22 protein-coding genes and 1 other RNA gene are annotated in these 23,294 nt (G+C 43.5%); 4 read left to right on the top strand and 19 right to left on the bottom strand.

Features of this window, described 5'->3' with window-relative positions:
* Nucleotides 1-249: 249 nt before the first annotated feature.
* Both ffs and accD read left to right on the top strand, forming a co-directional pair.
* Nucleotides 250-347: signal recognition particle sRNA small type (gene ffs / locus K7A41_RS05070), an RNA gene on the top strand.
* 216 nt (nt 348-563) lie between these two features.
* Nucleotides 564-1,406, top strand: coding sequence for an acetyl-CoA carboxylase, carboxyltransferase subunit beta (gene accD, locus K7A41_RS05065; RefSeq protein WP_028072529.1), 843 nt, complete (start codon nt 564-566; stop codon nt 1,404-1,406).
* Nucleotides 1,407-1,462: 56 nt separating this feature from the next.
* Here accD and K7A41_RS05060 read toward each other — a convergent pair whose 3' ends face one another.
* Entirely contained in the window at nt 1,463-1,798 is a 336-nt protein-coding gene (locus tag K7A41_RS05060; RefSeq protein ID WP_028072528.1) for a hypothetical protein, read from the bottom strand.
* Nucleotides 1,799-2,002: 204 nt separating this feature from the next.
* Here K7A41_RS05060 and K7A41_RS05055 point away from each other — a divergent pair, with 204 nt between their 5' ends.
* Nucleotides 2,003-2,338, top strand: a complete 336-nt coding sequence (locus tag K7A41_RS05055) for a MerR family transcriptional regulator (RefSeq protein WP_028072527.1) — start codon at nt 2,003-2,005, stop codon at nt 2,336-2,338.
* A gap of 191 nt (nt 2,339-2,529) precedes the next feature.
* On the opposite strand, the gene K7A41_RS05050 is transcribed toward K7A41_RS05055, so the two are convergent.
* The 3 genes from K7A41_RS05050 to mutS are packed head-to-tail and all read right to left on the bottom strand — an operon-like array spanning nt 2,530 to nt 6,360.
* The gene (locus tag K7A41_RS05050; RefSeq protein WP_265712847.1) at nt 2,530-3,024 is read right to left on the bottom strand and encodes a metallophosphoesterase family protein; all 495 of its coding nucleotides are present in this window, start codon (nt 3,022-3,024) and stop codon (nt 2,530-2,532) included.
* Nucleotides 3,025-3,026: 2 nt separating this feature from the next.
* Complete coding sequence (locus K7A41_RS05045) at nt 3,027-3,734, bottom strand: tRNA1(Val) (adenine(37)-N6)-methyltransferase (RefSeq protein ID WP_265712846.1); 708 nt, start codon at nt 3,732-3,734, stop codon at nt 3,027-3,029.
* A 19-nt stretch (nt 3,735-3,753) separates the two neighbouring features.
* Entirely contained in the window at nt 3,754-6,360 is a 2,607-nt protein-coding gene (gene mutS / locus K7A41_RS05040; protein ID WP_265712845.1) for a DNA mismatch repair protein MutS, read from the bottom strand.
* A gap of 136 nt (nt 6,361-6,496) precedes the next feature.
* Between mutS and mtgA the strand changes: the two genes are divergently transcribed.
* A complete protein-coding gene (gene mtgA / locus K7A41_RS05035) occupies nt 6,497-7,261 on the top strand; it encodes a monofunctional biosynthetic peptidoglycan transglycosylase (protein WP_265712844.1) in 765 nt (254 codons plus the stop codon).
* Between the two features lie 78 nt (nt 7,262-7,339).
* On the opposite strand, the gene K7A41_RS05030 is transcribed toward mtgA, so the two are convergent.
* The 15 genes from K7A41_RS05030 to K7A41_RS04960 form a co-directional block, all read right to left on the bottom strand.
* Nucleotides 7,340-7,795, bottom strand: a complete 456-nt coding sequence (locus K7A41_RS05030; RefSeq protein WP_265712843.1) for an ABC transporter ATPase — start codon at nt 7,793-7,795, stop codon at nt 7,340-7,342.
* Between the two features lie 141 nt (nt 7,796-7,936).
* Nucleotides 7,937-8,482: a DUF420 domain-containing protein gene (locus tag K7A41_RS05025; RefSeq protein ID WP_265712842.1), complete on the bottom strand. Its 546-nt coding sequence runs from the start codon at nt 8,480-8,482 to the stop codon at nt 7,937-7,939.
* An 8-nt stretch (nt 8,483-8,490) separates the two neighbouring features.
* Nucleotides 8,491-9,219 carry an SCO family protein gene (locus K7A41_RS05020; RefSeq protein WP_265712841.1) on the bottom strand — a complete coding sequence of 243 codons (729 nt, stop codon included), beginning with the start codon at nt 9,217-9,219 and terminating at the stop codon, nt 8,491-8,493.
* A 5-nt stretch (nt 9,220-9,224) separates the two neighbouring features.
* Nucleotides 9,225-9,602, bottom strand: a complete 378-nt coding sequence (locus K7A41_RS05015) for a cytochrome C oxidase subunit IV family protein (RefSeq protein ID WP_028072519.1) — start codon at nt 9,600-9,602, stop codon at nt 9,225-9,227.
* Nucleotides 9,603-9,629: 27 nt separating this feature from the next.
* Complete coding sequence (locus tag K7A41_RS05010) at nt 9,630-10,364, bottom strand: cytochrome c oxidase subunit 3 (protein WP_028072518.1); 735 nt, start codon at nt 10,362-10,364, stop codon at nt 9,630-9,632.
* 9 nt (nt 10,365-10,373) lie between these two features.
* Nucleotides 10,374-10,955 carry a cytochrome c oxidase subunit 3 gene (locus K7A41_RS05005; RefSeq protein ID WP_028072517.1) on the bottom strand — a complete coding sequence of 194 codons (582 nt, stop codon included), beginning with the start codon at nt 10,953-10,955 and terminating at the stop codon, nt 10,374-10,376.
* Nucleotides 10,955-11,860 (bottom strand): heme o synthase, encoded by a 906-nt coding sequence (cyoE, locus tag K7A41_RS05000; protein ID WP_028072516.1) that lies wholly within the window; start codon nt 11,858-11,860, stop codon nt 10,955-10,957. The genes K7A41_RS05005 and cyoE overlap by 1 nt, the downstream gene beginning before the upstream one ends.
* 69 nt (nt 11,861-11,929) lie before the next feature.
* Nucleotides 11,930-12,973, bottom strand: coding sequence for a COX15/CtaA family protein (locus tag K7A41_RS04995; protein ID WP_265712840.1), 1,044 nt, complete (start codon nt 12,971-12,973; stop codon nt 11,930-11,932).
* A 79-nt stretch (nt 12,974-13,052) separates the two neighbouring features.
* Nucleotides 13,053-14,924 carry a cytochrome c oxidase subunit I gene (locus tag K7A41_RS04990; protein ID WP_028072514.1) on the bottom strand — a complete coding sequence of 624 codons (1,872 nt, stop codon included), beginning with the start codon at nt 14,922-14,924 and terminating at the stop codon, nt 13,053-13,055.
* Between the two features lie 28 nt (nt 14,925-14,952).
* Entirely contained in the window at nt 14,953-16,290 is a 1,338-nt protein-coding gene (locus K7A41_RS04985; RefSeq protein ID WP_265712839.1) for a cytochrome c oxidase subunit II, read from the bottom strand.
* Between the two features lie 37 nt (nt 16,291-16,327).
* Nucleotides 16,328-17,563 carry a quinol:cytochrome C oxidoreductase gene (locus K7A41_RS04980; RefSeq protein WP_265712838.1) on the bottom strand — a complete coding sequence of 412 codons (1,236 nt, stop codon included), beginning with the start codon at nt 17,561-17,563 and terminating at the stop codon, nt 16,328-16,330.
* 18 nt (nt 17,564-17,581) lie between these two features.
* Nucleotides 17,582-18,097: a cytochrome c gene (locus K7A41_RS04975; protein WP_322784012.1), complete on the bottom strand. Its 516-nt coding sequence runs from the start codon at nt 18,095-18,097 to the stop codon at nt 17,582-17,584.
* Nucleotides 18,098-18,203: 106 nt separating this feature from the next.
* Nucleotides 18,204-18,740, bottom strand: a complete 537-nt coding sequence (locus K7A41_RS04970; RefSeq protein WP_028072510.1) for a DUF3341 domain-containing protein — start codon at nt 18,738-18,740, stop codon at nt 18,204-18,206.
* 6 nt (nt 18,741-18,746) lie between these two features.
* Nucleotides 18,747-20,231, bottom strand: a complete 1,485-nt coding sequence (nrfD, locus tag K7A41_RS04965; protein ID WP_265712836.1) for an NrfD/PsrC family molybdoenzyme membrane anchor subunit — start codon at nt 20,229-20,231, stop codon at nt 18,747-18,749.
* A 29-nt stretch (nt 20,232-20,260) separates the two neighbouring features.
* Nucleotides 20,261-23,275 carry a TAT-variant-translocated molybdopterin oxidoreductase gene (locus tag K7A41_RS04960; RefSeq protein WP_265712835.1) on the bottom strand — a complete coding sequence of 1,005 codons (3,015 nt, stop codon included), beginning with the start codon at nt 23,273-23,275 and terminating at the stop codon, nt 20,261-20,263.
* Between the last annotated feature and the right edge of the window lie 19 nt (nt 23,276-23,294).

Raw genomic sequence — 23,294 nt, 5'->3', positions numbered from 1 at the left:
TGCTGTCCAATGGCTGGCCACCTTCTTGATACACGGCTTTGTTCTGTACACAGCGTGACCCCAACGGAAGTCTTCCCATACATTCAGGATGGGAAGACTCCTCTCTATAAAGGGTGAGATGTCCGTAATCATCGGTGTTAGCTTGTGGTAAAGGCGCCTGCAGACAAATTATTTCAATGGGAATCAATGAAATACAATAAAAACGCATTTTTTCTTTCCAAAAACTGTTTTTTTTTCTACTTTTGTGGCGGGTAAGTCTTCTACGACCAGCTCCCATTGACTCCCCCAGGTTGGGAACAAAGCAAGGGTATTTGGTTGAGCGGTGCGATAGGAGTAGCTTACCCTTTTTTTGTGTCCCAAAATTTAAAACACCAAACCTGAGATCTCCTCCTCTGCCTTATCGATACAAATAACAAGCCCAAGCTCTATCTGTACTATCCCTCCACTGCAATATACAAACGTATTCATGAAACCGCTGGTTAACTGCTGCTTACATTCAACGCAATTATAATTGTATATAAAAGCATTTTTATATAAGTTTGTAGTCGAATAAGAACTATCGTATGAGTTGGTTTAAAAGAGAAAAAGCTGGTATTAGCACAGCTACCGCTAATAAAAAAGAAGCACCAGATGGCATGTGGAACAAATGTCCTACATGCAAAAAACCTTTGTTGCATCTTGAACAAGTAGAAAACGACTACGTTTGTCAATATTGTGGCCACCACTTAAGAATTGGCTCCAAGGAATATTTTTCAATTTTATTTGACAATAACGAATTTACCGAACTATTCGCTACATTAAGCTCAGGCGATCCGCTGGAGTTTTTCGATTCCAAACCTTATCCTGAACGTTTGAAGGAAAGTCAGGCCAAGACTGGACTTAAAGATGCGTTACGCTCCGCCCATGGCAAAATGAATGGTCAGGACATCGTTATTGCCTGTATGGATTTTAGCTTTATCGGCGGATCGATGGGATCTGTCGTGGGCGAAAAAATTGCGCGCTCGATCGATTACTGTATTGAACATAGACTACCGTTTATGTTGATCTCCAAATCAGGTGGTGCGCGAATGATGGAAGCGGCTTTCTCCCTAATGCAAATGGCAAAAACCTCGGCTAAATTAGCCTTACTTGCACAAGCCGGGCTCCCTTATGTCTGTCTGCTGACAGACCCAACAACGGGAGGAGTGACTGCGTCTTATGCCATGCTGGGGGATATTAATATTGCCGAACCGGGAGCCCTGATCGGATTTGCTGGCCCCCGCGTCATCAAAGAAACGATCAAAAAAGACCTTCCAAAAGGATTCCAGACATCTGAGTTTGTATTGGAACATGGATTTCTTGATTTTATTGTCGATCGCAGACAGTTAAAAGATAAAGTAGCAACCTATCTTAGGTTAGTTGGATAACAATCAAGGCACATTATACAAGAGCCCGCTGCGCAATAACGCCGGCGGGCTTTTTTTTAGAGATAGCGCCAAAAAGACCATAGCTTTCTCCTGAGCAGATAGTCGGGGTCATGCTCCTGCTGATAAGCTTCACGCTCAAAGGATATATTTCGGTATGCGCGGTCAAAATTCTTAAATCGGATAAAGCGAAGTACAAACTCACAGAGATACCACAGATAAAAAAACACAATACCCAATTCAAGGGCTTGCCGCAGATGGATGCGCTCGTGACGGATCAGTTGTTCATCCAGTTTGAAAATGCGATACCTTAAGAAGATAAAGGGAAAAATCGTGATGGCATTGGCTTTGCCAAAAGAAAATACAATTGTCCAAAATTTGCTAACGATAATCATGCGATCGTAAAACGTCTAAGCATCATCAAACTTAGCTAATTTTACCGTCAATTACAATCAGTATTCTTGGCCCCTGCCCCCCCTCCCCTGATTACTTCCTGTACCACATCGATTTGTTTTCCCCGACAGCAAAATAAGAACCAGCAAAATTTCTTTTAGAACTGGAATTTTTATTAAGTTTGCTATAGAATAAATTGCAATAATATGCCGTACAAAGAGCGTGAGATAAATAAACTGTATTATACGATGGGAGAAGTTACTGAAATGTTTGACGTTAACGCTTCCCAGATACGTTTTTACGAGCGTGAATTTGATATTCTGCAACCCAAAAAAAATAAAAAGGGAAATCGCCTTTTTACTCAGGATGATATCGCCAACCTAAAAATTATCTTTAACCTGGTAAAGGAGAAAGGTTACACCCTGCAGGGGGCAAGAGATTATCTCCGTGACAATAAATCCGAAGCAAAAGAAAATCAACGCGTTGTAGACTCCCTGGAACGTCTAAAAAGTTTCCTGATCGAAGTGCGGGACTCACTCTAAGCTACATTTCACAGCTGTGGCCACAGCTTACAAGCCACAGTGATAGCATTATCAGGCACTATGAACTGAACGATGAAAATTGATACAATTTCACCATCAAGGAACAATGGAAAGAATTTGTAAAAAAATACCGAGCCGAACTTGTGCATCTCCCACAATGATCTGACTTCCTGATTACAGATCTCTTCTCCCTATCTTTCCTTCAGCTCTATAACTTCGAGATTTTCAATCTTGTCTTTATTGATTTCAAAACGCATGAGCGTTCGCACTTTATGCCAGCCATGTTTGCCGGCGGCGCCTGGGTTTAGATGCAGACAATGGATTTTGGGATCAAAAATGACTTTAAGAATATGAGAATGCCCCGTGATAAATAGTTTCGGCGGATTTGCAATCAATGCCGATTTGATGCGGGGTGCATATTTACCCGGATAGCCGCCGATATGCGTCATCAGCACGTCCACCTCTTCGCAAGTAAACCGGAGATCTTCCGGAAACCGAATACGAAGGTCCCTGCCATCAATATTCCCATATACGCCGCGCAAGGGCTTGAAGGATTCCAGCTGGTCGGCCACCGCGGCATCACCGAAGTCACCAGCATGCCAAATTTCATCACAGTCAGCAAAATAGCTGAATACAGCTTCATCTAAATACGAATGTGTGTCAGAGAGGAGTCCAATTTTTGTCATGATCAAAATGCTAAAAAGTAAGGTGCTAGTGCTCTTTTATAGGATTCGGTATAAATTCCCCTGGACTGATAAATAATAAATTCCCGCCGTTCCGCCTCCATCGCTGCATTCCGCGCCAGTGTAATAATTTTACGAATAGCAGGTTCTCCAACAAACGAATGGATCTCAATCTGCCCGGTACAGTACAGCTCGATTCCGGCGGCCAGCCCGACTACAGTGTCTGCGAGCTGTACAGGAAGGATCATCGTCAGCTTCCCGCTGGCACTTAGATAGGCTGCCGCAAATTGAAGAAGTTCCGCAAAGAAACCCAGATCGGTATGTCTGGCGAGTTTCTTGCGAGCATCCGGATTATGCAGCGAATCGGTATAGAAAGGTGGATTTGAAACAATAAGATCGTAACGGGAAGTTGTTTCCAGTTGCTGAAAAGCCTTGGCATGTATCGATAACCGGTCACGGAAAATCGAATTATTAAAGTTCCTGCCAGCCATCTCGGCAGCTAACGGATCTATTTCGACTGCTTCCACCCGGCTGTCCGGACAGCGCTGCGCCAGCATGAGTGCAATTACACCGGTACCCGTCCCCACATCCAGTATACGCTTGGCACCCGTCGCATCAGCGAGGGACGCCAGCAGTACCCCATCCGTATTGATCTTCATTGCACAACTGGACTGGTCCACTTCAAACTGTTTAAACCGGAATATCGAGGCCATAAGCAACGCGTATACTTACCTAATTTTTCAGCAAGCGCTGTATTTCGTCCAATTTCATCAGTGCTTCTACAGGAGTAAGCGAGTTGACATCCAAGTTATTGAGCATATCCCGAATCTTATTCAGGACCGGATCATCAATGGCAAACATCTGTAACTGATAAGCCTGCTTCTGGATTTTGCGCATACTATCCTTGATCTGTTCGCCGCCTGTGCGCTCCTGTTCCAGCCGCTTTAAGATCTGATTGGCACGGTTAAGCAGTTTTGGCGGCATACCCGCCAGTTTGGCGACATGTATTCCGAAGCTATGTTCGGAGCCTCCTGGTACAAGCTTCCGTAAAAAGATCACTTTGTTATTGACTTCTTTCACTGTGACATTGTAATTTTTAATACGGTCAAGCGAAGTGGTCAGCTCATTCAGCTCGTGATAATGGGTGGCAAACAAGGTCTTTGCCTTAGCACTGGGATGATTATGCAGGAATTCGGCAATCGCCCAGGCAATGGAAATCCCGTCATAGGTGCTGGTACCACGTCCGATCTCATCGAGTAGAATCAAGCTTCGGTCGGACAAGTTATTCATGATACTTGCGGTTTCGTTCATTTCCACCATGAAAGTAGACTCTCCGGAAGAGAGGTTGTCCGAAGCTCCCACACGGGTAAATATCTTATCCACAACACCGATCTTTGCTTCTTTGGCGGGCACAAAACAACCGATCTGTGCCATGAGCACAATCAGTCCCGTCTGGCGTAACAAAGCCGATTTACCGGCCATATTCGGACCGGTAATAATAATGATCTGCTGTGCACTGGGGTCGAGAAAGGTATCATTTGTGATATAATCCTCCCCTATGGGCAAGTTCTTTTCAATGACTGGATGCCGGCCACCTTTGATATCCAAAATCTTGCTGTCGCTGACTTCCGGCTTCACATAGTAGTTCTTTTCTGCCACAACAGCAAAATTGAGCAGCACATCCAGCTTCGCAATGAGCTGGGCATTGAGCTGTACCGGTTTAATAAACTCAGCTATAGCCGCCAGTAACTCGGCATATAATCTGGTTTCCAGTGCCTGTATCTTTTCCTCAGCACCAAGAATCTGCTCTTCATATTCTTTGAGCTCTTCGGTGATATAACGCTCAGCATTCACCAGCGTCTGTTTGCGGATCCAGTCAGCAGGGACCTTATCTTTATGCGTATTGGTCACTTCGAGATAGTAACCAAAGACGTTGTTAAAAGCGATCTTGAGTGAAGGAATGCCGGTTGACTCAGATTCTCTTTTTTGAATTTCCAGCAGATAATCCTTACCGCCAAATGCAATCTTCCGCAGGCGGTCCAACTCAGGATCAACACCTTCGGCAATGACACTACCTTTATTGATGGCCACTGGCGGCTCGGCCTGCAGCTGCTGTTCGATCCGGTCACGGATGGCCGTGCAAGCGTCCAATTGCTGGGAAATGGAACGAAGCGCTTCGGCATCCTCACGGTCTGTCAATTCCTTTAGTTTCTCAATCGCGTAAAGAGCACGTTTTAATTGCACAATCTCTCTAGGATTTGCTTTTTGAAGACCAATTTTGGATATCAAACGCTCTAAGTCTCCCACTTGTTTGATCTGGCCAATAAGCTCGTCCCGCAGGTCCCGGTTGTTGTAAAAGAAATCAACGACATTAAGCCGTTCCTGAATGCTCTTTCTATCTTTCAGGGGCATCACAATCCACCGCCTGAGCAATCTTGCTCCCATCGGACTGGCTGTATGGTCGAGGACATCCGACAAGGTGACTGCATTTTCATTCATCGAACCGATCAGTTCCAGATTGCGGATCGTGAACCTGTCGAGCCACATAAAACGGTCTTCTTCGATGCGGGACAGTGTAGAAATATGCTGCAGATTACGATGTTCGGTTTCATTCAGATAATGTAATGCGACTCCGGCAGCGACAAGCCCCACAGGCATGCGGTCTACCCCGAAGCCCTTCATGGAACTCACCTCAAAGTGCTTCAACAGGGCCTCAGTTGCGTAGTCGCCGGTATAAGGCCATTCATCCAGAAAATAGGTGTAATATTGTGATCCAAATTGCTCGATAAAATCCTTGCTCTGCTTTTTGGGGAGGATGATTTCAGTTGGTTTAAAACCCTGCAGCAGTTTATCGATGTAGGCAGCATTTCCTTGCGCCACCAAAAATTCACCCGTAGAGATATCTAAAAAAGAAATCCCGATCTTATCCTTTTCGGTAAAAATGGAAGCCAGGTAATTGTTGGACTTTTGTTGAACAATGTTGTCATTGTAAGAAACCCCTGGTGTTACCAGTTCTGTGACCCCGCGTTTAACAATTGTTTTAGTTGTTTTGGGATCTTCCAGCTGATCGCAGATGGCTACCCGTTGCCCTGCGCGCACGAGCTTGGGAAGGTAAGTCTCCAGTGAATGATGCGGGAAGCCCGCCAGCGCCGTTTCGGATTCCGAACCATTGCCGCGTTTCGTCAGAACGATGCCCAAAATCTGCGCAGCCTTGATCGCATCCTCACCAAACGTCTCATAAAAATCGCCAACACGGAACAGCAACAATGCGCCAGGATACTTGACCTTGATCGCATTATACTGCTGCATCAACGGGGTTACTTTCTTTTCTTTTGCCAACTTCTAAAATCAAATTTGTGAAGCGTAAAAATAGGATAATATAGTCGTTTTGGCAAACAATACCCACAAGTTCTCGATAAAATCATTTCCATTAAAGGAGAATATAAATTAAGTTTGTATCCGAAAAAATTGAGTCATGGCCATCAAAAGATCCGGTAGAAAAAACACCTCCAATAAACAGAAAAACAGCTTCAAAACAAAGTCCTTCAATCCGCTGAAGTCCATAAAATCGCCGATACTACGCATCCTCAGCAAGGTGATACTTTACTTTGTCGGGATAAGCCTTTTTTGGGTTATCAGTCTACGTTTCATCAACCCGCCGATTACCTGGCTGATGATACAGCGCGGCTTTGAACTTAAAGAGCAAGGAAAAGGCTTCAAGCTTGAGAAGAACTGGCTAAACTATGACGAGCTTTCCGATAATCTGAAACGCGCGGCCATCGCTGGAGAAGACGCACATTTCATGACTCACTGGGGATTTGATTTAAAGGGCATACAGAACGCCATCAAGAAAAATGCTGCAGGAAAAAAATTACGCGGTGGGAGCACCATCAGTCAACAGGTAGCCAAGAATGTTTTCTTATGGCCGGGACGCTCATGGTTACGAAAGGGCTTCGAAACGTACTTTACCGTTTTGATCGAAACGTTCTGGAGCAAAAAACGTATTCTTGAAGTTTACCTGAATGTTATCGAAATGGGGCAGGGTATTTATGGTGCAGATGCTGCTGCAGGTTATTACTTTAGCAAAAATGGCAGCAATCTCTCCAAAAAACAGGCCGCATTAATTATTGCTATCCTACCCAACCCACGTCAGTGGGATGCACGCAACCCCTCCGCATATGTCAACAGAAGGGCGAATGTTATCGCGAAATATATGCACCATTATACCATTCCGGAGTAGGCACGTCGCCATCGGCAATCCTGTACAGCCGATTTCGCTGGCTTTGTTGGAGCATCTGTTACGCCGAAAAAAGATTCCTTATGAAAATAAGCGCTTATGCCAGCTCGCCTTAAATGGAATAACCCAAGCGTTCTCCAGCTGATGATCATAAGTAATCGTATTATCAAACACAAGTGTGTCATCGTCGATTTCGCCATTGTGAAGGGCCTTTTCAAAACCCGCACGGTCCAAGACAGCTATGCCAGTGGTAGATTTGTAGGCAAAGCACATCCGATCAAAAAGCCGCACATCATAGCGCTCTTCTATCCCTTTCAGAAAACGGACGGAGCTGTCGATTGAACAACCGGAGGCTACAGCTACTGTTTCATCCACCTTTAAAATAATAAAAAGGCTATCCCGCAACTCGGCGGAAGCCGATAGGGGTTCACCGTGTACTTTCCACTGTGCAGCAAAATCAGCCAGTTCGGCAGAAATCTGCCGACTCTCTTCTTCGGAAAGCACGCGGTCAGCTTGATAAATCCATATACGTTTCATATGCAAATCATTATAAATGTCGGCTCTTATGGCTGTGTATCGAGCCGATACACTTGGTTTGTTTTTATTTCCAACCGGAATATCCAGTCTTACTGGTCATGATTCCTCAGCCTCGTGGGCCGATCATACCCATCGAGAGGGTTATCTAATATAATAAGGTGAAATCATCAAATAAACAATGACGCCGGTCACAGCCACGTACAGCCACATTGGATAGGTGATCCGGGCGAGCTTCTTATGTCGCGCATAGGAGCCTGAAATACCTCTTACAAAGGTAAAAAGCACAAACGGGATAATGATGATGGAAAGTAAAATATGACTGATCAAAATAAAGAAATAAATCGGTCTTAAAATACCTTCGCCTCCATATTTTGTTTCAATTGAGGTCATATGATAAGCCACATACATAGCGAGAAAGGCCAGGGAGCAACCGATGCACACCTTCACCAACCTTTCGTGCAGGGATTTATTGCCGTTCTTGATGGCCGCAACGGCCCAGACCAGCAAGATCGCCGTTATGCCATTGATGGTGGCATAAATAGGCGGAAGGAAGGTCAGTGGCTTTACATTATAGCCCAGTTTCTGCAGATTGACCGAAAACAGAATTGCTACGACCAATGGGATCACGATAGACAGCAGCCAAATCCACTTGCTGTATTTTTTCTCTTTAATAAGACTCTCTTCCATATATCAAATTATCTCCTTTGTTCTATTGTAGCTGGATGCTGACGGATCTCTTCCACGAGCAATAGCTTAATTTCGTCTTCCAGTCTGTCTACGTCCGTCTTCACATTAATATCGTACATTCCCCTGATCCGACCCCTGGAATCAAGCAACAAATAGTTGGACCCGATGATAAAGGGCTTCGTTGGGTCAGCTGTGGGAATAGCATCCTGTAATAAACTCTCTTTTGCAAACTTAAAGATATCGGTGCTGGGATCTGTCACAAAAAACCAAGATTTGGTCCATGGTTTGTAAACTTTCGCATAATTCGCCAGTACCGCCGGTCTATCATACGCGGTGTCGACTGTAATGGAATACAGCTTTACCTTTTTGTTTTGCATAAAACGATTGGCAATCTGATCCAGCTTCCGGGCCATCATCCGCGAGAGTGAAGCATCCCGCGTATACATTAAATGTACCACAGACAAACTCGTATCATTGCTAAGCAACCGCACAGGTCGCCCATCATAATTAACGAAATCCACTGGGGGAACGGTGTGATAGATTGTATCGGGGATATCACGGCCCCATTTGCGATGAGTGGTGCCCGGTACTTCCTTTTTGCCCAAAATAGGTAAGGAAGCATAGCTATTAGAGCCACTTTTATTTAGTATAAAATATAAAAATCCTGGCAATAAAAGAATTACTGCCAGGATCAATATTGTTTTAATACCTTTCTTTTGTCCAGTATTATTGTCCATTCACTTTATTTATTTGGGAATAGCTGATGCTCCTGAAAAGCACCTGCCAAGAAACCGCCTTCAACTAACATCAGGACGATAAAATAAATAATAAAAATAAACACTATTGCTACGGTAACGATAAAGCTCGATTTCTCGAATTTTAAGTGCATGAAGAATGCAACAATGTAATAGGCTTTAACCAAAGTTAAAACGATATAGATTGTATTGACTAGAGCACCTTTCGCCAGAATCTGCCAGTGGTGAACAAAACCCAATGCAATTAAGAACTCCAGACAAGTTAGCGCCAAAAGTACGCCAAATACGCTCCAGATGGCTTTTTTATCCATCCCGCCTTCATGAGCGTGCTCTCCATGAGCGATATTATCTTGATATTGTGACATAGCGATCTAAAATTAATAGTTCAGGAATTAGATTAAGTAGAAGAATGTAAATACGAATACCCACACTAAATCCACAAAGTGCCAATATAAACCTACTTTTTCAATCATTAAATATGAACCGCGATTTTCAAACGTATTATTCAACGTCATGCAAAGAACAATGATGTTCAGAATAATACCAACAGTAACGTGGAAACCGTGGAAACCGGTAATGGTAAAGAACAAGTTTGCGAACTGCAATGCTGAAGTATAGGAAATATCGTGGGTGAAATAAGGTGCCAATGCCGTTTTAATCGCATCACCTTCTAAGCCTGTTGCAGGGTTTTTGCCAAACCAGAAGCCCATATGGTGCAAGTGGGTCCACTCAATTGCCTGACAGCCTACGAAACACATCCCGCCGAGGATTGTCCAAAGCATCCATTTCACCACTTCCTGTTTTGAATTACGATGTCCAGCCTCAACAGCCAAAACCATAGTTACTGAAGACATGATCAAAATAAATGTCATCAAACCTACGAATACCAGCGGTTGTCCCGACTCTGCAAGACCTGGGATAGATTGGAAAATCTTATCAGGATCAGGCCATGTTGGGTGAGAAAAGCGTTGTGCGCCGTAATAAACCAAAAAAGCAGAAAATGTGAAGGCATCCCCTACCAAGAAAAACCACATCATGATTTTTCCATACTCTAAGTTCCAAGGTGATTTTCCACCATTCCATGGACCAGTTTTAACCTTATCCAATTGCGATACTGTTGTACTCATTGTTTACTATTATTGATTCAAAAGTAAGAAAACATATATATAAATCCATAAAAGATCGAGAAAATGCCAAAAAATACTGGCAAGATCCATGCGGAAAAGATTGCCGTCCTTAGAAAGCTTATTTGCTCCTATAACCGCGCCAATCAACACGATCAACCCCGCAATAATATGCGCCAAGTGCATCCCTGTGAAAATGTATATAAAGGATTGTGATGCGTTATTATTCACAAAATAAACACCTCGTTCCGTCAACACATTCCAAGCATGAACCTGCAATGCAAAAAACACGACGCCCAAAACAAAAGTGACCAGTAATAGCAACTTCTGTTTGGAAGAATCACCATTCTTAGCGGCTTTATGCGCTAAAAACATCGTAAGACTGCTGACCACGATCACGATTGTACTATAAACAAATGTGTCAGGCAATAACGTCTTGATTCCCTTGTCCACGCCACTTGCTGTGTATACAATGAAACCACTGGACAACGCAGCAAACATCATGAACATGCCCAGCATACCCAACCAAAGGTTGAATTTCTGTGCTTTTCTCTGTACTAACTTCTCGTCAGTCTGTGCTTGTTTATCTAACATTATTTCAAAGGAATAAAGTTAAGCAATAATACGAGTTGTGTTACAGGCAGGTAGATAAACGAGGTAAACATGACTTTCTTTGCCGAAGGAATATCGCAATTCTTAAACAGCAAAAAACCATAATATCCAAACATCAATCCACCGATCACGGACACTATCGTAAACCAAATTCCACCAAAGCCAAAGTAATACGGGATAAAACCAGCTGGAATCATCAGCAATCCTGTGATGAAAACCATAAAAGCGGATACTTTATCCCTTTTTGTAGTCGGCAGCAAGCGGAAGCCAGCCAATTTATAGTCATCATCCACCACCCAGGCAATTGCCCAAAAGTGCGGAAACTGCCATAAAAACTGAATGGCAAACAGAACAAAGGGAATTATAATAATTGCCGCCTCGTTATGCCCGCTATAATAGGCCAGATCATCTTGCGAAAACGCGGCATAGTAACCAATCAATGGTGGGAATGCCCCCGGAAATGCACCTACAAATACGGCTATTGGTGATTTTCTTTTTAAAGGTGTATAGATAAATGCATAGAGCAAAATACAGAACACCGACAATAGGCCAGCGACAAAATTTAAACGTACCAGCACCAAAGTACCCAGAATCCCCATAAAGACACTTAATACCAAGGCCTGACCGGTCGTCATCCGCCCTGAAGGTAGTGGTCTGTCCTCTGTACGCTTCATCAATTTATCCAAATCTTTTTCAATAATCTCGTTAAAACCGTTTGCGGACCCTGTAACAAGAAAACCGCCCAAAGTCAACAGCAACCAGTTGAACCAGATAATATCACCCTGTTGTTTTGATCCGATCAGAAAAGCAATCGACGCGGAAAAAACCACAGTCAATGTAAGTCTAAGCTTAACTAGCTTTTTGAAATCTGAAATAAATTCTTTCATAATTAAAAGAGACCTCCTACTATCAGTGTTCTCAAATATGTACCGTTACACATAATCCCGAATTCAAAATTAATGCCTCTGCTTATTCAACAACAACAGCAGATAGAACTGAGCACCAAACAACAGGGTGCCCACAACCAGATGTGTCGTCTGCGCAAATGCAGGTATTGCAAATCGGGCTAAGATAATTCCTGATAGCATTTGGATACACACGAGGATCAATGTGATAAAAGCAAACTTAAATTGCTTCGATCCTGTCTTGAAGCTAGTGCGGACCAAAAAGAATAATACAATAACTAAAATCAAAGAACAATATGCCAACCAGCGATGTACCTCGAACTGCTGGCCAATAGTTGTTATAAAGTCTTCGCGGGCTATATCCGAACCGGTCAATATGTCCACTTCTTCCCTTACACCCGTGCCGATAATCACCTGCGTCAGCATCACCACCAAGGATAGCAATGCAACTCCTTTCAACACCCCCAAAGAACGATTAATCAATATTGTTTTGTCGCGTAGTGTAACTGCCTTAAAATACGTGTATATGCTTATACAAACAATTACTAACGCCAAAAGCATATGTACCGTGATAATCCAGGGCATCAGATTGGTGGATACAACGATCGAACCCAACCAGGCCTGAACGACCACTACAAAAAGATTAACCACTGACCAAACAACGATCGAACTTTTTGATTTCAGGTAAGTGAAAGAATAGACCGCCGTAAATAACAAACAAAACCCTGAAACAACACCCACCAGACGATTGATATATTCCGTCCAGGTTTTGGCAGCATTAAACTCCTCGTGCTGCAGGATACTCTTGTCTGTACGGAGCTTGTTAGCCATTTCTTTATCGCCAAAAAATTCAACAATTCTGGCGAAACGCTCGTTCTTCTTTGCTCTTCCCTCAATATAATGCTGTTCGTACCCTTGCGGTAACTGGGAGACATCTGTCGGTGGAATAATGCGGTTAAAACATTTGGGCCAATCGGGACATCCCATACCAGACCCTGTACTCCTTACCACCCCTCCAGCAATAATGACCAGAAACAACACGATGATTGTTATAAAATTGGTCTTTACAAATCGCTTTTCAGCTGCTGGAAACATAATACTACCCCTACCTCTTAAAATACAAACTTGTATAAAATAGAGTAGGCCTCTGCCTACTCTATTTTATGTTATCTTGTTAATCTTTTCTACCATTCTGCGCATTCCATTCTGCCTGGATACGCTCAGCTTCCTCATCCCCTTCAAAATCATGAGGCAAGTTTGAACTCATCGTTTCAGAGAAAGGAACGTTCTGAGGAATGAAGTCCTCACCATGACCTGGCTTGCTATAGTCATAAGGCCAACGGTGTACTGTTGGGATCTCGCCCGGCCAGTTACCGTGGATGTGCTCAACCGGTGTAGTCCATTCCAAGGTATTGGACTGCCAAGGGTTTTGAGGAGCTTTTTTACCGAAGAAAATCGAGTAGAAGAAGTTCCACAAGAAAGCAACCTGACCCAAAGCAGCAACGATGGCCGCCCAAGTCACCAATTGGTTTACAGATACCCATTTCGCCATGAAAGCGAATTCAGTAAATGCATAGTAACGACGAGGTACGCCATCGATACCCATAAAGTGCATCGGGAAGAATACCAGGTACGCACCGATAAAGGTCAACCAGAAGTGCAAGTATCCTAATTTCGTGTTCATCATACGGCCAAACATTTTAGGATACCAGTGATATACACCACAAAGCATACCGAAAATAGATGCCGATCCCATCACCAGGTGGAAGTGAGCCACAACAAAATACGTATCATGCAAGTTGATGTCCAATGCTGCGTTACCCAAGAACAGACCTGTCAGACCACCGGAGATAAAGAAAGATACCAGACCTATGGCAAACATCATAGCCGGTGTGAAACGGATATTACCCTTCCACAGTGTCGCCAGGTAGTTGAAAGCTTTTACAGCCGAAGGCACAGCAATAATCAAGGTAGTGATCATAAATACCCCTCCCAAGAACGGGTTCATACCGGTCACAAACATATGGTGACCCCATACGATAAATGATAATACGGTAATACCGATCAACGAGTAAACCATCGCGTGGTAACCGAAAATCGGTTTACGTGAGTTGGTCGCGATAACCTCAGAAGTTAAACCCAAGGCAGGCATCACAACGATATATACTTCAGGGTGACCCAAGAACCAGAATAAGTGCTGGAATAAGATGGGCGAACCACCTTCGTTAGGTAAGATCTGGCCTTGTACAACCAAGTCAGACAAATAGAATGACGTACCAGCGGCACGGTCAAAAATCAATAGCACAACTGCGGATACCAACACGGGGAATGACAACATTCCCACGATCGCAGTCAAGAAAAACGCCCAGATGGTCAAAGGCATTTTCCATAAATCCATACCCTTTGTACGCATGTTCAAAATCGTACTCACGTAGTTGATACCACCGATCAACTGTGAAGCGACGAATAGAACCATACTAACCAACCACAAGGTCATACCCGTTGCCGATCCCGCGATTGCTGTAGGTACCGCGGATAAAGGTGGGTAAATTGTCCAACCGGCCGATGCAGGACCACTTTCAACGAAGAAAGAAGCGACCATAATGACCGATGCAACGAAAAATAACCAGTATGACAACATGTTCATAAACGGCGACGCCATATCGCGTGCACCGATCTGGTATGGAATCAGTAAGTTACTGAATGTACCCGATAGACCCGCTGTCAACACGAAGAATACCATGACAGTACCGTGAATGGTCACCAAAGAGAGGAAAAAATCAGGCTTAATACGGCCACCTTCAGCCCATTTGCCTAAGAATACTTCTAATATAGGGAACTCTTTATCCGGCCATGCTAACTGGATACGGAATAATACTGATAAAAGCATCGCAAAAACTGCCATGATGATACCAGTGATCAAGAATTGCTTGGCAATCATCTTGTGGTCACCAGAAAAGATATACTTCCTGATGAAGGATTCCTCGTGATGATGTCCGTGCGAATCGTGATGTTCAGCGCTATGCGATATTACTGTACTTGACATATTCGATTTTATATTCAAAAATTCTTAATTAGTTCAAAGATGCTGTAACTTGTACGCTATCCTTTTTTACGTTAGCTGTTTTACCGCTGAACTCCTTCTGTAGCTCCTCAGTAAAATATTTGTTTTGCTTAGCTAACCACTCTTTATACTCAGCCTCTGTAACCACGACTACTTTCTTCTGCATGTTGTAGTGGCCTTGACCACAGATTTTATTACATAACATGACAAAATCATAGTTGTAATCTCCCAGACGATCACGCATCTCTTCTGTGGTTACCGTAGGGGTAAACTGAAAATAGTTGGTCATCCCCGGTACAGCGTTGATCTGAACACGGAAGTCAGGAATATAAAACGAGTGAATAATATCTTTCGAAATGATATGGAAACGAACAGATTTGTTTACAGGTAATACGATATCAGAAGCTTGAATATCATCCCAGGAGTTCTTATCATTGAAATCAATACCATAAGAGTTGGTTGGTGTCGTCATTTTATAGTTACGCTTACCAATCACGCCATCGATACCAGGATAACGCACCTGCCATTGGAACTGCTCACCTAACACCTCCACTTGAAGAGCGGATTTCTGAAGATCTTCAGGGATATTTGTAATTGATCTCCACGTAAAGAAACCAAATAATACCAACACCGTCAATACAACAGCGGGAACGATGGTCCAGATTTTCTCTATCGTATTGTTGTGCGGATAATAATAAGCCTGACGTTTTGCACGCATACGGTACAAGAATGTGAACGTCATCAACAAGATGTGTGTGATGACCAACACAAATGTCGTGATCGCAGTCGTGATGATAAACATGGTATCAATACGTTCACCATGCTCAGTCACCGCTGATCTCCAGTATTCAATACCCCAGTGTGTATACGTCCAATACACACCGTATAGGAATACCACCAAAAAGATGAAGAACAATACCGACTGGAACGTGTTGTTCGCAAACGGATTGTATTTACCGTTCATTTTTCTTGTCAGTTCATAGATCGAAAGCACTTTGCCGATAACTGCAACCACTGTACAAACAACCAAGAACAACAGGACATAATATGTGAAGTTTTTATAAACCTGAGGATCTATCTGCTTCACTTCTTCAGCAGCAGGAGCAGCTGCGCTAGCTTCCGTAGAAGAACTAGCAGATGCAACAGCAGCAGTACCTGCTGCAGCTGTTGTATCTTTTGCAACGGAATCCGCAGCCACAGGAGCAGCTACCGCAGTAGTCGCCACTTTAGCAGAATCAGATGCTACTGTATCTTGTTGACTCGCTAGGATAGGATTTGCAAAAAGCAACCCTAGTGCAAGCACAAAACCCGAGATGGATTTGAATCTATTATTTAATTTAAAGCTCATTTCTTTTATAACGTTTTTACGTAACCTTCCTGTAAAACTATATTTGGTGATGTAAACTCTCATCCAAGAACGGATGGTTTTTAGGCACCAATGCTTGTTTACTCAATTTGCTCATCACCAAAAAGACAAACAAACCTAAGAAACCAAGTGTAGTTCCGATCTCGATGATACCAAATCCTCTGTGTTCTGCAACAGTTCCGGGCATAACCATGATGTAGTAATCCAACCAGTGACCAGCCAACAACAGAATTCCTACAAACAACATCACATTCTGTTTACGTTTTGCATCGCGATCCACCAAAAGTAATAATGGCGCAACAAAGTTAATGATAATACTCAACCAAAACCAAGGTTTGTATTCGGGTTCCCAACGTTTGTAGAAATAAACTGTTTCCTCAGGAATGTTCGAATACCAGATCAGCATGAACTGTGCAAACCACACATAAGTCCAGAAGATCGAGAAACCGAACATGAGTTTACCCAAATCGTGCAGATGGTTTTCATTTACCCAGTTCATATAACCAGCTTTCTTCAATACGACCAGTATGACTGTAATGGCACATAAACCACTTACCCACATGGCGGCGAAGTTGTACCAGCCAAACATGGTCGAAAACCAGTGCGCTTCTAATGACATCACCGTATCGAATGCCCAGATCGGCGTCGTGAATCCGAAGATAACCAAAAAGATTGCTGACAATTTGAATGACTTTTTATACGAAGCCAATCCGCCTTCCAAATCCTCTTTATAAGAAAGTTTCGCAAGGATGACAGCAAAAATGCTATAAACACCTAAAAAGATAACCTGACGAGCTAAAAAGAAAGGTACATTTAAATAAGCCGACTTTCCTTCGATGATCGGGTCGTAATTTGGACTACTTTTATCCAATAGACCTTCACCATGCCAGTGGTGGTAGAGATTATGAGTAGATAAACCCAATCCAACAATAACCACTAACAAAAGTGCCGCGATTGGCAATACACTCGCCATAGCTTGAGGTATACGTACCAGACCTGCAGACCATGCAGACTGTGTTACATATTGCAAGGCAACAAAGAATGCTCCAGCTGCGCACACACATGTAAAGTAATAACCCATCAATAACAAGTTGGCGTAAGTACGCTCTACAGTTGCGTGATCGCCCGAAAGCAACCCGATAGCTACAGCAGCTACGCCGAGTACAACAGCGACAATACTGAACATTTTAGCTTTGCCAGCAAACTCGTATCGCTCGTTGAAATTATAATCGTGATGATGACTGTGAGTTCCCATTTATATATCTGATGTTGATTATTTCTTTTGTAATTCGTGAACATACATAACAACTTTCCATCTCTCTTCCGGAGACAGCTGAGATGCATGAGATCCCATGGAGTTGTGACCATAATAAATCGTATGGTAAATTTTACCATCTGTCAAGTCAGCCATCAAACCACCTCTTGAAGAGTTTGCCGCGTCCGTTCTATGATAAGATGGCGGCGGCGGAAAGTTCTCTAATTGACGAGTACCTCTAGAATCAGTTACACTACGATCTTTGGTCAACGGGCCATCCCCCTTACCCTCTGCTCCGTGACATACCGAACAGTAAGTTGTGAACAACGCTTTACCTTTCTCCAGGTTTTCTGCGTTGACAAGCAACGGATTTTTAACTTCTCTTCCAGCACGTTCGTAATCCTCTAACGTATTGGCATACTCAAAGCGAGTGAAACCAACAGGATCGGTACCCTTAGGTGGCGTCTGTGCTGTTTTTCCATCAGCAAAATTCGCATTGGGCTGATCCGGATTGAACGCAAGTGGATCGTACATGTTGCGAGAAAACTCCAAACCTGTACTACGAGTTGTTTTATCACCACAAGAAGAAACAAGTGCTGTCAATGCTACAGCTGCGCATACAGTTCCAAGTAAATTCTTCTTATTCATAGCTAACATATTTTCTATCATTGTACTTAACTTCAACAGCACCCGCTTCTTTCAACAAGCTATCGATCAAAGCGTGATCTGTATTTTCTTTGGCATCTACAGCAAGGATGAAACGGTCATCTGTTGCTCTCAGGTCCATTACACGTGGCGCACGTCCAGGGAATAAATGGTTACGGAAGAAAAACGTAGCAACCATACCCAAAGCACACAATAAAATGGTAACCTCAAATGTTACAGGAACAAAGTTTGGCATGGCAAAAGAGGGTTTACCACCAATATTCATCGGCCAATCGTATACCATCGTATAATACAATAGACTGAAACCCAATGTCGTTCCTAATGCTCCAAAGCAAAATGCTGCAATCGGTAAGCGAGAAGGTTTTACACCCAACTTCGCTTCGATGCCGTGAATAGGCATCGGAGTAAAGCAGTCATAAATACTTATATTGTTTGCTTGCAATTTGTCGATCCCATGCATCAAATCATCCGGATCCGCAAAACTACCTAATATATATTTTGTATTGCTCATTGCTGATTATTTTCTAACTGATAATTCTTTAATCTCTTCTTCTGTCACTGAATCATATTTCTCTAATGATTCCTGGAAGTACTCAACTTGCTCTGCAGGGAATGCGCCTTCCTGAGCCAATTTAGTTTTATGCTGTAATGATGATGATTTCAACAACAGCTTCACTTCGGCGATAGCGATACCTGGCAAGAAACGTAAGAACAACAAGAATAACGTGAAAAATAATCCAATTGAACCTACAAAGATACCCACGTCTGTCCAAGTTGGGTAGAACATTGCCCAGGATGAAGGCAGGTAATCACGGTGCAATGAAGTCACGATGATTACAAAACGCTCGAACCACATACCGATGTTCACCACAATGGATAAGATCCAGGAAATTGGAATACTTGTACGAATCTTTTTGAACCAGAATAACTGCGGAGAAATTACGTTACATGTCATCATCGACCAGTATGCCCATGCGTATGGACCCAACATACGGTTCTCGAAAGCGTACATTTCATACTCCGAACGAGAATACATCGCGATAAACAACTCCGTTAAGTAAGCCACACCCACGATAGAACCGGTGGTCATGATGATGATATTCATGGATTCGATATGGAACATCGTGATGTAGTTCTCAAAATTCATGACCTTACGTAAGATCAGCAATAAGGTCTGTACCATCGCAAAGCCCGAAAAGATCGCCCCTGCCACGAAATACGGCGGGAAGATCGTTGTATGCCATCCAGGGATAACGGATGTTGCAAAGTCCATGGATACGATGGTGTGTACAGAAAGTACCAGTGGGGTGGAAATACCTGCCAAGATCAATGACACGATTTCGAAACGTTGCCAAGTCTTCACAGAACCATTCCAGCCGAATGATAAGATAGAATATACACGTTGTTTTAAACCAGTGGCACGGTCGCGGATCGTCGCGATATCCGGCAACAAACCACAGTACCAGAAGACCAAGGATACCGTAAAGTAAGTCGAGATCGCGAAAGCATCCCATACCAATGGTGAGTTAAAGTTAACCCAAAGGGATCCAAACTGATTTGGAAGCGGGAAGATCCAGTAAGCCAACCAAGGACGTCCCATGTGAGCCACAACGTATGTGGCCGCACAGATTACCGCAAAGATCGTCATCGCCTCAGCGGAACGGTTGATGGAGTTACGCCAGTTCTGGCGGAAAATTAATAATACAGCTGAAATCAACGTACCAGCGTGACCGATACCTACCCACCATACGAAGTCGGTGATATCCCAAGCCCAGCCAACTGTTTTATTCAGACCCCAAGCGCCGATACCTGTCCAAAAGGTATAACTAACGCTCACTACCCATAATAAAGCACCTAATACAGCAACGGTAAAACCAATCCACCATGCTTTATTCGGTTTATTTTCAACCGGTAGTAAGATATCATCCGTAATTTGTGCATACGTGATGTCCTTACCGGTCATTAATGGTTCTCTTAATATTGATTCGTTATGCGATGACATAGTATTTTTATTTCAAATATTGTACAAGATTACGCGTCAAAAGTGTTTCTAACTTTTGTCATATAACCGATACCCGGCTGAACATTGATTTCCTCAAGTACGTAATAAACACGCTCGTTGCGCAACGCTTTGGATACTTCAGATTCAGGATCATTAGCATCACCAAAGATAATTGCATTAGCCGAACATGCTTGTTGACAAGCCATTTGGATATCGCCATCTCTCAATTTGCGATTTTCGATTTTGGCCTGCAATTTACCGGCTTGGATACGTTGGATACACATTGAACATTTCTCCATTACCCCACGTGAACGGGTTACCACATCCGGATTCAATACCAACTGTGTAAACTCATTGTTCAGGTAGTTGTCAAAGCGTGAATCATTCCAGTAAGCGAACCAGTTGAAACGACGTACTTTGAACGGACAGTTGTTTGCACAGTAACGAGTACCGAAACAACGGTTGTACGCCATGTGGTTCAAACCTTCTGAAGAGTGTACTGTTGCCAATACCGGACAAACCGTCTCACAAGGAGCGTGCCCACAGTGCTGACACAACATCGGTTGGTGAACAACCGTAATATCTTCAAAATCCAGATCATCTGAAGCTTTTGCAATTTCTTTTTCTTTGGTCAGATCTTTCTCTTTGCCCTCGATCGTATAATAACGGTCGATCCGCAACCAGTGCATTTCGCGACGACGACGCACCTCATCACGGCCTACTACCGGAATATTGTTCTCCACATTACAAGCGACGATACAAGCACCACAACCTGTACAAGCATTTAGGTCGATCGCCATAACCCACTTGTGACCTGGCTGCTCATATTTATTCCAAAGATCGTACGTTTTGTGATTATCTGTAAAACGTCCCGCCTCCGAGTTCGGATCTTTCAAATATTTCGCAAATGTAGTCTCACGGATCACATTACGACCTTCGATGGTGTGGTGTGTCTGTGTCTGAGCCAATTGATAAGTACCAGAAGCTTTCGTTACCGATGCTTTCGCAACGCCTTGTACAGTACCGTTGATGATCGACGCGAAAGGAAACGCATTTTTACCTACGTTATCACCAGCTTTACCTACTTTGGTACGACCATAACCCACTGCAATGGATACGGTGCCTTGCGCCTGACCAGGTTGTTGTACTACGGGTAACTCCAGTTCGACACCGTTTGCTTTTACAGTGACTTTGCCGTCTTCCCCTAAGCCTAATTTCTCAGCGTCTTTTGGATTTAAAGCAGCATAGTTGTCCCAAGTTACTTTAGACACCGGATCTGGTAATTCCTGCAGGTATGCGTTGTTGGCATAACGGCCATCGCGAAGACCAGCAGGTTCGTAAAGTTTCAATTCAAATTCTCCTACGATAGCTTTGCTCGTGGCTTCAATAGCAGATGCAGCAGCAGCAGCATTTCCTGTAAACGCAGGAGCAGTCGCAGCTTTCGCACCTTTATATTCAAAACCGGTTTGCAATACAGCATCCCAATTTTTGGTAGAACCTGCCAAGATTTGTGTAGACCACAAGTTCTTAACAAAGTTGTACATGTCTGTGTTATTTCCTGCCCAAGTCAACAAACTTTGTTCCGCCTGACGAGTTTGGAAAACAGGGTTGATTGTAGGTTGAACAATGGAGTACAATCCTTCTTTCGGATTGGCATCACCCCAAGATTCCAAAAATGTAGATGCTGGAGCAATGGCAGTCAGTTCAGAAGCCGTTTCATCCGCACGTGACGAGAATGATAATGTGAAAGGAATCTGTTTTAGAGCAGCCTTCACATCGTCGGCTTTGAAGTAGTCATAGACTGGGTTGCTGTTCAAGAAGAAAGCGACACCAACCTGACCTGCTTTCGCCGCTGCCAGGAAAGCCTGAAACGCTGCATCGGAGCCTTGATATTGCTTGGAGTAGTTATCCAGGTCGATGATCGTACCATACGCACCCAAAGCAACGTTGATGGCATTTACCAATACCTGCACATTCACATCGTTTGAGCCAGCCACAACAACGGCTGCACCCTTGCTGTTCACTAATTCTTTTGCGGCTAATGCCACACCTTTTTGCGCTTTCTTGTTGGTGGTAGCACCAGGAAGTGACTGACCAGTAACCGCGTTATATAAGGCGATCAGGGTAGCTCCTTCTTCCGAAGGTTTGATAGCGATACGCGCGTCAGCGTTGGTACCAGTCATGGATAGACCAGACTCAAACTGCACGTGACGTGACATTTTACCGTTCTTCAACGATTTGTAATCACGGTTTTTAGCGTATTGCTGTGTATGTTCTTCACCAGCCAGCCAAGTTCCTAAGAAATCAGCAGCTACGGAAACGATAACGTTTGCTTTATCAAAATTGTATGAAGGGATAACAGCTCTACCGAATGAAGCTTTATTTGCTTCAATGATACCGCTGTATGATACCGCGTCGTATTGTACATGGTTTACTGTCGGGAACTTACCGGCCAATGCCGCAATAGCTGCCAAGGTAGAAGGACTATTTACCGTGTTGGACACAATGGTAATCTGCTTGCCTGAAGATGCCGCAGCGTTCAATGCTTTGACCACTTCAGCGTCTAATTTAGACCACTCTACATCCTGTCCTTTCAATTGCGCCTGCTTCAATTTAGACTCATCATATAGGTCCAATACTGAAGCTGCAGCAGTTGAATCCAAACCTTGGTTGAGACCAACCGCATTCGGGTTAGGCTCCACATTGATTGGACGGCCTTCACGGGTTTTCACCAAAATGCTCTGTCCATTAAATGTCGAAGCATAATAGTTAGGAATACCTGGAGTAACCTCTTCAGGTTTAATTAAATAAGGAACTGCCTTATGCACAGGTGTACGGTTACAAGCCGCTAAAGAAACAGCACCCAAACCAAAACCTAATGCTTTCAAGAAGTCACGGCGGGGAGTTTTAGTACTCAAGCCAGCTTCGTTTAATACATCTTCTACAGGAATAGATTCGGCAAACTCACCTTTGCTTCCCTCAACAAAAGCAGGAGTCTGATTTAACTCTTCCAAACCTTTCCAATATTTTTTATTGCTATCCATTTAAGCTGTATATAAGATT

Origin of the sequence: Sphingobacterium sp. InxBP1 (assembly GCF_026191775.1) — a bacterium.
In the GTDB taxonomy this organism is placed as follows: Bacteria; Bacteroidota; Bacteroidia; order Sphingobacteriales; family Sphingobacteriaceae; genus Sphingobacterium; species Sphingobacterium thalpophilum.
This window is presented reverse-complemented; position numbering and strand designations above follow the sequence as displayed.

Coding starts and splice junctions, on each gene's coding strand:
- accD (WP_028072529.1), top strand. CDS start 564: ATGAGTTGGTTTAAAAGAGAAAAAGCTGGTATTAGCACAGCTACCGCT.
- K7A41_RS05060 (WP_028072528.1), bottom strand. CDS start 1,798: ATGATTATCGTTAGCAAATTTTGGACAATTGTATTTTCTTTTGGCAAA.
- K7A41_RS05055 (WP_028072527.1), top strand. CDS start 2,003: ATGCCGTACAAAGAGCGTGAGATAAATAAACTGTATTATACGATGGGA.
- K7A41_RS05050 (WP_265712847.1), bottom strand. CDS start 3,024: ATGACAAAAATTGGACTCCTCTCTGACACACATTCGTATTTAGATGAA.
- K7A41_RS05045 (WP_265712846.1), bottom strand. CDS start 3,734: ATGGCCTCGATATTCCGGTTTAAACAGTTTGAAGTGGACCAGTCCAGT.
- mtgA (WP_265712844.1), top strand. CDS start 6,497: ATGGCCATCAAAAGATCCGGTAGAAAAAACACCTCCAATAAACAGAAA.
- K7A41_RS05030 (WP_265712843.1), bottom strand. CDS start 7,795: ATGAAACGTATATGGATTTATCAAGCTGACCGCGTGCTTTCCGAAGAA.
- K7A41_RS05025 (WP_265712842.1), bottom strand. CDS start 8,482: ATGGAAGAGAGTCTTATTAAAGAGAAAAAATACAGCAAGTGGATTTGG.
- K7A41_RS05020 (WP_265712841.1), bottom strand. CDS start 9,219: ATGGACAATAATACTGGACAAAAGAAAGGTATTAAAACAATATTGATC.
- K7A41_RS05015 (WP_028072519.1), bottom strand. CDS start 9,602: ATGTCACAATATCAAGATAATATCGCTCATGGAGAGCACGCTCATGAA.
- K7A41_RS05010 (WP_028072518.1), bottom strand. CDS start 10,364: ATGAGTACAACAGTATCGCAATTGGATAAGGTTAAAACTGGTCCATGG.
- K7A41_RS05005 (WP_028072517.1), bottom strand. CDS start 10,955: ATGTTAGATAAACAAGCACAGACTGACGAGAAGTTAGTACAGAGAAAA.
- cyoE (WP_028072516.1), bottom strand. CDS start 11,860: ATGAAAGAATTTATTTCAGATTTCAAAAAGCTAGTTAAGCTTAGACTT.
- K7A41_RS04995 (WP_265712840.1), bottom strand. CDS start 12,973: ATGTTTCCAGCAGCTGAAAAGCGATTTGTAAAGACCAATTTTATAACA.
- K7A41_RS04990 (WP_028072514.1), bottom strand. CDS start 14,924: ATGTCAAGTACAGTAATATCGCATAGCGCTGAACATCACGATTCGCAC.
- K7A41_RS04985 (WP_265712839.1), bottom strand. CDS start 16,290: ATGAGCTTTAAATTAAATAATAGATTCAAATCCATCTCGGGTTTTGTG.
- K7A41_RS04980 (WP_265712838.1), bottom strand. CDS start 17,563: ATGGGAACTCACAGTCATCATCACGATTATAATTTCAACGAGCGATAC.
- K7A41_RS04975 (WP_322784012.1), bottom strand. CDS start 18,097: ATGTACGATCCACTTGCGTTCAATCCGGATCAGCCCAATGCGAATTTT.
- K7A41_RS04970 (WP_028072510.1), bottom strand. CDS start 18,740: ATGAGCAATACAAAATATATATTAGGTAGTTTTGCGGATCCGGATGAT.
- nrfD (WP_265712836.1), bottom strand. CDS start 20,231: ATGTCATCGCATAACGAATCAATATTAAGAGAACCATTAATGACCGGT.
- K7A41_RS04960 (WP_265712835.1), bottom strand. CDS start 23,275: ATGGATAGCAATAAAAAATATTGGAAAGGTTTGGAAGAGTTAAATCAG.